Source organism: Clostridium moutaii (genome assembly GCF_041205085.1).
In the GTDB taxonomy this organism is placed as follows: Bacteria; Bacillota; Clostridia; order Clostridiales; family Clostridiaceae; genus Clostridium_B; species Clostridium_B moutaii.
The window spans coordinates 80,988-93,483 of sequence record NZ_JBGEWD010000013.1 but is presented as its reverse complement, the minus strand read 5'-3'; the positions used below and the strand labels follow the sequence as shown (position 1 = coordinate 93,483).

The window sequence follows — 12,496 nt, the reverse complement described above, 5'->3', positions numbered from 1 at the left end:
ATTTTTCAATGAGCGTTTGACCTATTTTTATGTTAACATAAACAATTAATTCAATTAGTTCTTCTTCTGTTACATCCAGTGACCTTGGAATATACCTTTGTGGTGTCATTACCGTATCTTTATACAAACTGAATCTTATTTCTTCCCTGTCTTTGGCTTTCACAAATATCCTCTCAATACAGTAGGTATATTCCTCATCTAATATTTTTCCCTGGCTGAATATCTGGCAGTATTTAGTATCCTTTATTATTTTTCTAGACATATTACTCCCCTTTCATTTATTAATATGAAAGCCTTAATCACTATCTAAATAGTAATTAAGGCTCTCTAGTTTTACTTTCAAACATAAAAAACACCTAATCTCTTTTTTACATTTTGAGATTAGGTGTTTATCTGTTATCTTCTATCCACTTTTTAACTTCATTATCCAAATTATTTTTTAATAGAAATATGCTCAAAGCATATTCATTATTGCAGACTATACATATACTTTCTAATGTACTGTCTCCTATGGTTTTTTCGTCAATCCATTCTGGAATTGCTCCTAAAAGTCCGTTGCCTTCTGGATTCAACCCTATTTCCTCCAAGTCCCATACATTGTCTCCATCTTCCAGATACACAATTATGCCGCAGTCTTTTAGTGAAAAGTCATTTATCGTCCTCCCTTCTGGCTTACCTATGTTGTTATAGATATTTTTGAAATATTCTTCAATCTCAGCCAATACTTCTTTGTTTATTTGTGATTTCTCTTTCAAAAGCTCAATATCCCTTAGTGTTTTGATAATTCTCATGTTACATCCTCCAAATATAAAAATAAAACATTCATTGACTTCACATCAACAAATGCTTTTCTTATTTATAATATATATTTGAAATTATTTATTTTTCTTTATACTACAGCATTCTGCATTTTTCTATATAATAGAATAATTCTATTATATAGAACCACTATTTAAAGCATATAACTTAAAAATTAAAATATATTCTCACAATAAATTATTCTTAAAAAGCAAGAATTTCTTCTCAACTCTTATTTATTGTTGATCTTTAAAAGTTACTTTTCTATTCATTAATAATGGAAGCAAAAATTTTTTAGTTTCTTCTAAGCACAAGTTTTCATCATAATAATTTCTTATCTGATTATCCATCCCCTCAACTTTTTCTTCAAATTTTTTTATTATATTTTCTGGTGGATTAATTATTTTAAGTGACTTTAATGTATCTCTATTAATTGAACCAAACGTTGTTCCTTCTTTATTATATTTATCAAACTGAAATCGATTTTCAAGCATTAAATAATATAAATACGAGTGATATTTATAATTTAATGCAGCAATTCCCCTTCCAATACAACATTTACTATATGCACAATTTAATGCTCCAACTGGAGCTCTAACACTAAGTAAAACATCACCAGCTTCTGCATACCTTACAGGTTTACTACTATATGCTCGAATATAAGGATATCTTACACCAAAGTCTGTCTTGCCTTGATAAAATATTATCCCATTTTTTTCAACATTAATACTATCACCCTTTGGAGAACTCCCCATAGTAACATTAATTATACTAGATAAATTATCCACAGTCCATCCAATAGGAATATTTATTTCTAGTTCTTCATTCCAATACATCTTTCCTCCATTATACTTATATGATAAATTCGAAGAATCAGGAAACTGAAACTGATAAAACCAAAAATTAAAAATTGAACAAATAATTTTTTCTAGCTTTAATGCAATCTTATCATTATTACTAATTTTTTCATCTATGTTATTAAGTATATTGGCAATTTTTCTCTGTTCAATTAAATCAGGAATATTTATTTCCGTTTCCTTTATTACACTCAAAGGAGGTAAATTAGGAATAACTGAATCTCCATTTATATTACAAACAATAGTTTTAATATAATAAAAAAAATAATATTTAAAAAATTGCTTATCTATTTTACTTTCATTAAGTCTAATTCGAATTAGTGCCTGATTTATTATTCCAGGTTCAAAACTTTGAGGCATTATAAATAATTCTCCCAGTGTCCCGGCTCCTGTAATTAATATATCTCCTGCCTTTACTTTAAATCGTTCCATTTTTTCATGATAGTATTGTTCAGTAATATAATAATTCCCATAATTAACGTCTGAATTGTAAACAACGCCTTGTTCATATACTTTATAAGTATTCTTACCTTTAGGTACAAATAAAGATTTTTTTATATCAGAACCAAAGGGGCCTTTAATCATACCATCCTTAGCAACAATAATATCTTTAAAATACATTTTACTCATATTTTATTGCCTCCAAGGTGTCAATTATTTTTTGTTCTAAGATTGCACCCCTTTTATAACATTTTTTCAATTCATTTGTATAAATTTCCATATTTTTATTAAATTCATCAACAGAATACTCTACAACTTCTTTTTTTGCTTTTATATAAGTTCCTAAGGACAAGAAGTAATTTTTATTTTTTATGTCTTCCCTTGATACTAATGCACAAAAATCCTTTAATGATTTTTTGTCTTTAAAACATTCTATTATCATCTTTATTTCTTCTGACGATAATATAGTTCTTTGTATATCATCAACTTTAGTTTTAGTACCCATATCTGAAGCATCCATAATGAAAATACCATCATCTGTTTTTGTTTTATCTATAAATAATAATGATACTTTAGTTCCTGTTGTAGCAAATATATTTTGCGGCATAGTAATAATGCCCCTCAACCAATTCTTATCTACTAATTTTTTTCTTATTCTAAGTGGTATACCTTTTTGTGCTGTTATAAATCCATTAGGAACTACAACCGCTGCTTTTCCTTTTTCATTTAATGACGCAATTATATGTTGTAAAAATACTTGATATATTGCCATCTTTTCTTTTTCCTTTATATCTCCATTTGGAATACCAGCAAAAAATCTATCATATTTATCATTTTTTAATGTCTCTACATCAGCACTAAAATCCATATTAAACGGTGGATTTGATACAATAAAATCAAATTTCTTTAAGTTATCACCATTTTTATGATATGGATTTGTCATTGTATTTCCCTCAATAACATTATTAAGTGAGTTTGATAATCTATTCAAAATCATATTCATTCTTAAAAATTGAGAAGATTTCTGAGAAATGTCTTGACTATAAAGCATGCAATTTTTTGAACCAATTACATTTGCCATACACAAAAGTAATGTTCCTGAACCTGCTGCTGGATCATAAATTGTAACCTTCTCTGTTGGTGTATCATTATATAATATTTCTGCCATAATATTTCCTGCACTAACTGGTGTAAAATATTCTGCATATTTACCACTATCTTTGTTATAATCTTTAATTAAAAATTCAAAAATACTAGAAAAATAATCCCATCCTTCATCATAAACCTTATCAAATTTATATTGCGTATCTGCCAAAATATTAATAGAACGCTTTGCTAATTCCATTTCTTTATCTTCATCTCGAATATATGCTGCTAACGGCTCAAATAGTGGCTTTTTATTACCGGACGCAGTTTCAATAGAGTAAATGTCAGAATTCCATTCACTAATCTTAATTAATGCATTATCCAGTAATGTATTAAAATTATCTTCACTCTGCAGATGATACATAGTATCTATAGTACATTTAGTATAAATTCTAGCAAAATCATCTCCCACAAAATCAACAAAGTCATCATAACTTTCATATTCATCTTTATTTCTTTCATACTCTCTCTGCAATTTATCATTTAAAAATTTATAAGTAAACAATTCAGATATTATTTTATATTCATCTCCAGTATTTGCAAGACCAAGTCCTGCACACATTGCTTTTAAATCTTTAATCATATCTTTTACCTTATCTAAATATTCTTCATATACCATTGCTATTTACTCCTAATCTTTGTATTTGTCCTCAATAAATAGTACAACTATGTCCTCTGCCATTCTTGCATTAACTTTTACACCGTATTCTTTATAAATAACACGAATATGATTTAACATCCTACGTATGATAACATTTTTTGTAGGTTCTGGCATATGACCGACTTCATTATCCATATCCGTTTTAATTTTTGATATAATTTGAAATATCTGAACTTCATTAAATTTACCATCATATCTAATCCTAAATTTCTTATGAACTCTCATACAAGTTTCGTCACCCTTGTACCTGCTAGTCAAACTGTTATTATTGTCATTCAAAACTAAAAGTTCAGAATATAAATCATCTAACTCTTTTAATACAGCTTTTACTTTACTTGTTGTATCTGTTTCATTCTTAAATTTCTTGATTAATTCTCTATATCTACTATATAAATCTTTATAAGCGATATCATCTTTGTCTGTATTAGATGAAAAAGCGTTCTGAATTTTATTAACAATTTCCATTACATCATTTTCAGTTGTAAAATCTAAATCCATTTCTCCATTATGTAAGAATTCTACCACTAGCTGTGAAAAATCAAATTCTTCACTATCTTCAGTATCATTAAGCATTTTAGATGCAACCAAAATACTAATACGATTAGAAATCTCTATTAATGCTTTATTTAGACCATCAATAGGTATGTTATCTACATCTTCATGGCTCATTCGTAACTCATTATAACAAGTTCTATATTCATCGATATATCCTCTTATTTCACGAAGAGTTTTTTCATCTAATAACTGAATCTGTTTACTAAAATCCTCAAGATTAGATTCAATATTGTACATATAAATGAAAAGTTTATTCTCTAAATCTTTGATAGTATTTTTGATATTTTTAACATCAACAAATATATCATTAATATTAGCCAAATCTTCTTCATCATCAATATCTTCTTTTAATTCTTCTAAGTACCTCCTATTAGTTTCCTCATATTCCTCTGTAATATCTACAAAATCCACAATATAACCATATCTCATTTTCTTATATGGCCTATTAACACGAGCCAATGTCTGTAATAATGAATGTTCCTTAATTGTTCTAAGTAAATATAACCTCTTTAATCTAGGAACATCAAACCCAGTAATACACATCTGAAATACAATCATTCCATCATAAGCACTTTCTAATTTTCCTGTTTCTTTATTTTTCTTTCCTCTAAATTCATCTTGATTACTACCATTATCATCTTGATTATATAACATAAGACAAGTTTTTAAATTACTATTCGTTTCAAACCATTGATGAATTTTTTCTGCTTGTTCAGATCCTGTAGTAACGATCATAAATCCAAGAGAATTATCATTTTTATTCAATCTCCTAAATTGCTTGTAATCATCATCTATATAAACACATAATTGCTTTACAAATTCATCAGAGCTTATTACACTATTCCGTTTAGTTGCTGATACAGGCTTATCTTCAGGTGTATTCAGTAATTCTTTAATATCATTTTTAAATTTTGTAGCAATGCTTTCTTTTTTTATCTTTAATGTATAACCATCAGCAATTGATTTGTTATAATAATACTTATGAAGGTATCCTTGAAAAATATCAGTTGTACCAAGTTTAATCTTTTTAATTTTACCATCATCATCCATCTTAGTTTTTGATAAAATTGGTGTACCAGTCAGCCCTATATAAATACCATTTTTATCTGCTCCAAATAAATTAGCAAGAAATACACCATCATCTTTATATCCACGGTGAACCTCATCAATAATATAAATTCTTTGGACTCCTTTCATACAGTGCAAATCTACTTTGGACTCTTCTGAAAATTTTTGAATGTTAACAACATTCATTGTCTCTTTATATTTACCACGTTGGCTTGAACTTCCTGTAATAGATGGAGAAGCAATATTTTTTGCAAATTCTACTTTCGTATTAATAGAAGCAATAGACATTCCTCTATCAGCAAATTCTGTAGAAGCTTGATTCAATAAATCTAACCTATCAACAACGAAATAAAATTTTGTAATAATTCTTTTTTTTCTATAGTAGTTTCTTAATACATTAGTTGCAAAATAAGCAAATGCTGTTTTGCCAGAACCTTGTGTATGCCATAATACTGTCCTCTTCATACCACTACCTATTTTTTCGGTTAAATTCTGTAATGCAAAGTACTGAGGATATCTTATAATGTGTTTATTCAAACCATCACGTAATGAATTAACATATACAATGCCAAACCTAATAAAATAAATAATTCTCTTCTTTGAGTACAAAGAAGTAATAAATTTATTTGTATATGTATCAATCTTTAGATTATCATTAAACTCAATGTCACTCCTAATTGAAGAAATATTATTATCAGAAAGAACTTTATCAATAAAATCATCATTTAAATATTCTGATACCGCAATTTCCCTCTCTTCTCTAAAATGATTATAAGTAGTTTTATTCCAATTAGGTGTTGTATAAAAACTACCTTGTAATGGTTCTTGAACTCCATCATCATAAGGTTGATTATTTGAAAAAGTAAGTATTTGCATCTGATTAAAATATGGAGTATAACTTTCTTCCTCAAATCTATCCCCCATACGGTTAAATTCAGCTCGAATTCCATATTTTGTTATACCATGTTTATTAGTATATTCTTTATTATTAGGTTTTTTTACTTCCATAAAAGATAATGGAATCCCATTAATTAAAATTGTAATATCAGGTCTAAAATTAATCCTATCACCATAATAAGGGAGTTCGCTAACAACTCTAAAATCATTATTTTTAGGATATTCCAAATCAATCAATCTTATAGAATTTCCCAAAGTTAATCTGTCAAAAAATGATTCACCTTTATCAATACTATTATTAGTTAAATCCCAAATTTCTTTAATTAATTCATCAATTTTTACATCAGAATATTTTTTTTTATTAATTCTTTCAATTGATTCTTTAAAAATTGGTTTAAAAATATTATTTCTTTTGTCTATTTCATTGGATTTTACTTTCTTTGTCTGATATTCATAACCAAGTCTTTTAAAATGTAAAAGCGCAGGAAGTTTTACTCGTGAATCTTCATTAAACTTTTTTCTATTCATAAACGTATCATTCCTTTCTAACTCAGTATCTCAAAATAAGACATATAATCATAAAAGCTTTTTTATTGTTTTAATAGCTTCATCCAAAATAACATAACGTCCTTTTGTATTGTTATAAATTTGAACATACTGATTCTTAATTAATTCATTTAGAATAGAATTAATTTTTGCTTTACTAAAACCAGAAATATCGGCTAATTCTTGCTGTGTAATAGGACATACTACAGTTCCATTTATGTCCATCTGATGTTCATAAAGCATTTTTAAAACTATGAACTTGTCATTCAAAAAATACTCCACATTTTTCATTTTTTTGTCCTTTATATTCAAATTTTTATACTATTGATTGTATTATATTAAAGTCTTCATAAAATAGCAATAAAATCGAAAAGATTATTTTCACTACACAAGTTGTCTACTAAATAATTATTAGCTAACAACTTCTGTTAATCTTAATTTAATTAATTCTAAAAGTATTTTTTTATACATGTGTATATCTCTTTAATGCCTTATTTTGTTCATTTCTATAATTGCGTCCCTTTTTAATCCTTAAAGTTTACCATTACAACTACTATGCCTGACTAACAAACGAAAAATCTTAAATCACCCATTACGCAAAAAACCTCCGTCATTTGTGGTAAGGTTCTCCCTTAATTATCTTAAATCCCCTATAGACCTGCTCCAAAAGCATTATCCTGAACAGTTGATGTGGGAAAGTCATTTTGGAAAAACACAATTTATAATTGGACTTTTGTAAAATTTCCCTGGAAATACCAAGTGAGCCTCCAATTATAAAAGTTATGCTGCTGTTTCCCGCCAAAGCCAGCTGCTCCACTTTACGGGCAAACTCCACGGAGGAGATCATATTTCCTTTTAAGTCGAGAGCTATTATATAATTTCCCTCATTCAGATGTTTCAATATTCTCTTGCCTTCCTTTTCTCTTATCATATTCTCTTCTTTTTCAGAAGATTTCTCCGGAGTTTTTTCATCCATGACTTCAATGATATTCAGTTTACAGTATCTGGAAAGTCTTTTTGAATACTCCCCAACTGCATCTTTTAAATATTTTTCTTTCAATTTACCTACCGCAATTATAGTAATATTCATATTATCTCCATTTCCTAAATATCCAATTTAAAAATTCTGAGGCTATTTTTCTATTTTATATTTTTATTTTTTCTTTAGACTTTTTAATTCGTGTAAAATACTTTTATACTCCACCTCAAGCATTTCTCTATCACAATTTGGCAGTGACATTTTAGAAATAATCTCAGTAAGTTTCATCTGCAAAATTGATTTCTCAATACTATAGTTGCTATTATCATTTTTCAACTTCTGCTGTTCCTGAAATTCTTTCAGATTCCCATGAAATTCGGTTATTTGCCCATCTTTTAATAAAAGCAGTCTCTTCGCAACTGAATTTATAAATCTACTGTCATGGGATACAAATACAATTGTCCCGTCATAAACTTTAATAATATCTTCAAGAGCTTCAATTGAATATATGTCAAGATAGTTGGTAGGTTCGTCAAGAAGCAGTACATTGACATCTGAAACAAATAATTTTGCAAAGGAAACTTTTATCTTTTCTCCTCCGCTTAGTACAGAAACTTTTTTGTATACCTCATCATCAAAAAACAATAATCTTGCCAAAATTGTTCTTACAGAACTCTCATCCTGAATGGAATTTCCCATTACATTCTCAAGTATGGTTTTATCATAATCAAGATTTTGAAAGTCTTGATAAAAATAACCTATTTTTACCCTGGGTACTTTATATATTGATTTAAAATTACCGTATATAAGATTTAGCAGCGTAGTTTTCCCCGAGCCATTAGGTCCGATAACAGCTGTTTTACTTTTATTGTATATTTTAAAATTGGTATTATTCAAAATAACATTGCTGCCATAGCTAAAACATATATTGTCACCTGATATAACTATTTTATTCTTAGGAGGATCAGTAAGCGAAAAATCAAATTTTACCTCTGGGATTCTATCTGGTTTTTCTTTAATCTCCAGTTTCTCAAGACGGGTTTCTATGATTTTTGCTGCCCCTTCCACTTTTTTTCTTTTTTCACCGGACTCTCTCCTGTGAAGCCTTGCTTCTGAATTCCCCATTCTCTTTGGAGTTTTTTTCATGGATTTTGATTTACTTTCTCTTTCAGTAACAGCCTTCTCAAGTCTTGATTTTTCACTTATATATTGCTCATATTCATTTTGTATACTTTTCATTTTTATAGATTTTTGTTTTTTATAACAGGAATAGTTTCCTTCATAAAAGACAAGTTTCCCATTTTCTATTTCAATGATTCTATTACAAAGTGAATCCATAAACTCTCTGTCATGACTTATTAATACAAAAGTTTCTATTTTGCTGAGTTTTTTTCTCAAAACACTGATACCTTCATAATCCAGATTGGAGGTGGGCTCATCAGCCAGAAGCAGCTCCCTGCCCTTGCTTAATGCAGCTGCAATACTGAGTTTGGTACGCTCGCCTCCGCTGACGTTTTCAGTGTCAACTTTTTTCTCAACCCTGAATTCTTTTAATATTTTACCCTGGGCTGTTATATTTTCATCTGAAAATTGTTTCATGTATGAAATAGAACAGTATCTGTGAATAGTCCCTTCATCTGGATCCACTTCCCCAGCTAAAATATTTAAAAGAGTACTTTTACCTGCACCATTTCTCCCTACAACTCCTACCTTGTCTCCACTTTTTATCTTTAAATTCTTAAAAGATATAATCAACCTGTCACCATAATATTTTTTTAAATCACTAGCCTCTAAAATAAGCATAAAAAAATCTCTCCTTTGCATAAAGCCGGAAAGATAAACAAAAAAACAAGTACATAAATAATGCACTGCAGCTGCAGCGTCATGGTATTGTTGTTTCATTTAAACTAATCCAGCAAAATAAAGACCTAATGGCCTGTAAATTTAAAATTGAAATTTATTTAAAAGCTGAATTAGTTAATCTTCATTAATTACATACCTTACCCTTTCATAATATTATTTATATTTTATCAGATTTGATTTCAAACATCAAATTATCCATTTTGAAAATTCATCCATTTATATTATAATATTAATAAACTCAAATTGCATTGGAGGCTTGTTATATGAAATTCAATGAATTTAAATATGAAAGACCTGATTATGATAAAATCAAAAAATCAATTGATTCTCTTGTGAATGAACTGAAAGTTTCCCCCAGCTGCGAAAAACAGCTTGACTGTATAAATCGCATAAACCACATAAGAAATCACCTGCAGACCATGGGAACCCTTGCTGAAATAAGACACAGTATAAATACAAAAGATAAATATTATGATAAAGAGAGAGCTTACTGGGATGAATATTCCCCTCTGTACGATGAACTGGATTTTACATTTTACAAAGAACTGGTTCAATCAAAATTTAGAAAAAAATTGGAAGAAAAGCTTGGTACACAATTTTTCACTTTGGCAGAATTCTCTCTAAAGGCCTTTTCACCAAAAGTCATAGAGGAGCTACAGTTTGAAAATAAATTATCATCTGAATACACAAAATTGCTGGCTTCTGCAAAAATTCCCTTTATGGGTGAGACCAGAAACCTATCTGGTCTAACGCCTTTTATGCAGAGCAAGGATAGAGAAATAAGGAAAAATGCTTCAGATGCAAAATATAAGTTTTTTGCAGATCATGAAGATCAAATTGACAAAATATATGACGACCTTGTGAAGGTGAGAACGAAAATAGCCAAAAAATTGGGCCTTAAAAATTTCGTGGAGCTTGGTTATATAAGAATGAAGAGAAGTGACTACACTCCTGAAATGGTGTCCGACTTCAGAAAACAGGTTCAAAAATACCTTGTACCTGCTGCTTCAGACCTCTATGAAAGACAGAGAAGAAGACTTGGACTTGGCTCTCTCACCTATTATGATGAAAGTTTTGAATTTACCACAGGAAATGCCAAACCAAAGGGAAGTCCTAACTGGATAGTTGAAAGTGCAGATAAAATGTATTCTGAATTATCTCAAGAAACTGGAGAATTTTTCAATTTCATGCTGAAAGAAGAACTTCTGGATCTGGTTACCAAAGAAAACAAGGCAGGCGGCGGATACTGCACCTATATACCGGATTATAAGGCACCTTTTATATTTTCAAATTTCAACGGCACTTCAGGAGATGTGGATGTTTTAACCCATGAAGCCGGTCATGCCTTCCAGGCTTACCTGTCACGATGGATTGAGATTCCGGAATGTATATTCCCCACTTATGAGAGCTGTGAAATACATTCAATGAGCATGGAGTTTTTCACCTGGCCCTGGATGAACCTTTTTTTCCATGAGGATGCGGATAAATACAAGTTCGCCCACCTTGAAAGTGCTGTAAAATTCATACCTTATGGGGTAACTGTAGATGAATTTCAACATTATGTATATGAAAATCCGGAGGCAACTCCTGAAGATAGAAAAGCTGCCTGGAGAAATATAGAGAAAAAATATCTGCCTCATAAAAATTATACCGGCTGCAGCTTTCTAGAAAGAGGCGGATGGTGGTTTCAGCAGTCCCACATATTCAATGTGCCTTTTTACTATATAGATTATACTCTGGCGCAGATATGTGCCCTGCAATTCTGGAAAAAGGCAATGGACAATAAAAAATCCGCCTGGGAAGATTATATAAAAATATGCAGGGCTGGAGGCACAAAATCGTTTTTAGGAATTGTTGAAACTGCAAACCTAAGGTCCCCTTTTCAGAATGGATGCATAAGTTCAATTATGAAACCTATAAATGAGTGGTTCAATTCAATAGATGATAAAAAGCTGTAATTTTAAAATTTCACCAGAGTAAAATCAATCTTACTCTGGTCTTTCTTAATTATCAGCTATATCAAAATGTACCTCACAGATCCAATTCTTCAAAAGACCTGATAGATTTCAGGTATGAAAAGAACGTCAGCAGCAGATATAAAATGATTCCCCCAATTAATACCACAATCTTATATGAAATGAAATCCGGATCTCTTGTATCAAGAACATTCTTCATAAAAGGTATAATATGCACACTTGATTCTGCGACCAGCATAAATATAACAATTGCAATACTTCCCACAGCAAAAGCTATTCCCACTTTATCTGTATTCTTATAATACCTGGTGAAAAAAACAAGATTGAAGAGACCAAGCATCATAAATGAAAACCCGAAAAATGCAACATTGGCATCAATACCGACAATATTTCCGGGTAAAGTATATGTTCTTCTGATTAATGCAAAGGGAACGGCAGTTAAAATCTGGGCAAACTCCAGTATGACAACATGCAAAAACCTGAATTTTACAATATCCCTTTTACGTATAGGGAGTGTCATTGAGTAAAATATATCGTTATTTTCCCTACCACTCAAACAGGTGAAAAAGATCGCCAGGGTAGTATAGAAGAATGTCACATAATAAGGATAATTGGGTATAAGCATCATTGCTGACAGCGATAGAAATATAATGGATGTTGGATGCATTGCAAGATTAAATTCTTTGTAAAGCATATTTTTCATACCTTG

At 29.8% G+C, this 12,496-nt stretch carries 10 protein-coding genes; 1 reads left to right on the top strand and 9 read right to left on the bottom strand.

Annotated features, from left to right (window positions below):
- The 8 genes from AB8U03_RS13255 to abc-f all read right to left on the bottom strand — a co-directional run.
- The coding region (locus AB8U03_RS13255; protein ID WP_369705030.1) for a hypothetical protein at window positions 1-262 on the bottom strand (262 nt) is incomplete at its 3' end.
- Window positions 263-389: 127 nt separating this feature from the next.
- A complete protein-coding gene (locus AB8U03_RS13250; RefSeq protein ID WP_369705029.1) occupies window positions 390-791 on the bottom strand; it encodes a hypothetical protein in 402 nt (133 codons plus the stop codon).
- A 243-nt stretch (window positions 792-1,034) separates the two neighbouring features.
- Complete coding sequence (locus tag AB8U03_RS13245; RefSeq protein ID WP_369705028.1) at window positions 1,035-2,285, bottom strand: restriction endonuclease subunit S; 1,251 nt, start codon at window positions 2,283-2,285, stop codon at window positions 1,035-1,037.
- Window positions 2,278-3,861: an HsdM family class I SAM-dependent methyltransferase gene (locus tag AB8U03_RS13240; protein ID WP_369705027.1), complete on the bottom strand. Its 1,584-nt coding sequence runs from the start codon at window positions 3,859-3,861 to the stop codon at window positions 2,278-2,280. The genes AB8U03_RS13245 and AB8U03_RS13240 overlap by 8 nt, the downstream gene beginning before the upstream one ends.
- A gap of 12 nt (window positions 3,862-3,873) precedes the next feature.
- Window positions 3,874-6,951: a type I restriction endonuclease gene (locus tag AB8U03_RS13235; RefSeq protein ID WP_369705026.1), complete on the bottom strand. Its 3,078-nt coding sequence runs from the start codon at window positions 6,949-6,951 to the stop codon at window positions 3,874-3,876.
- A gap of 48 nt (window positions 6,952-6,999) precedes the next feature.
- Window positions 7,000-7,260 carry a helix-turn-helix domain-containing protein gene (locus AB8U03_RS13230; protein WP_369705025.1) on the bottom strand — a complete coding sequence of 87 codons (261 nt, stop codon included), beginning with the start codon at window positions 7,258-7,260 and terminating at the stop codon, window positions 7,000-7,002.
- Window positions 7,261-7,579: 319 nt separating this feature from the next.
- The gene (gene rlmH / locus AB8U03_RS13225) at window positions 7,580-8,059 is read right to left on the bottom strand and encodes a 23S rRNA (pseudouridine(1915)-N(3))-methyltransferase RlmH (RefSeq protein WP_369705024.1); all 480 of its coding nucleotides are present in this window, start codon (window positions 8,057-8,059) and stop codon (window positions 7,580-7,582) included.
- Between the two features lie 63 nt (window positions 8,060-8,122).
- Window positions 8,123-9,751, bottom strand: a complete 1,629-nt coding sequence (gene abc-f / locus AB8U03_RS13220; RefSeq protein ID WP_369705023.1) for a ribosomal protection-like ABC-F family protein — start codon at window positions 9,749-9,751, stop codon at window positions 8,123-8,125.
- A gap of 323 nt (window positions 9,752-10,074) precedes the next feature.
- Here abc-f and AB8U03_RS13215 point away from each other — a divergent pair, with 323 nt between their 5' ends.
- Window positions 10,075-11,769: a M3 family oligoendopeptidase gene (locus AB8U03_RS13215; RefSeq protein ID WP_369705022.1), complete on the top strand. Its 1,695-nt coding sequence runs from the start codon at window positions 10,075-10,077 to the stop codon at window positions 11,767-11,769.
- Between the two features lie 73 nt (window positions 11,770-11,842).
- Here the strand turns inward: AB8U03_RS13215 and AB8U03_RS13210 are convergent, their stop codons facing one another.
- Window positions 11,843-12,490: an ABC-2 transporter permease gene (locus AB8U03_RS13210; protein WP_369705021.1), complete on the bottom strand. Its 648-nt coding sequence runs from the start codon at window positions 12,488-12,490 to the stop codon at window positions 11,843-11,845.
- Between the last annotated feature and the right edge of the window lie 6 nt (window positions 12,491-12,496).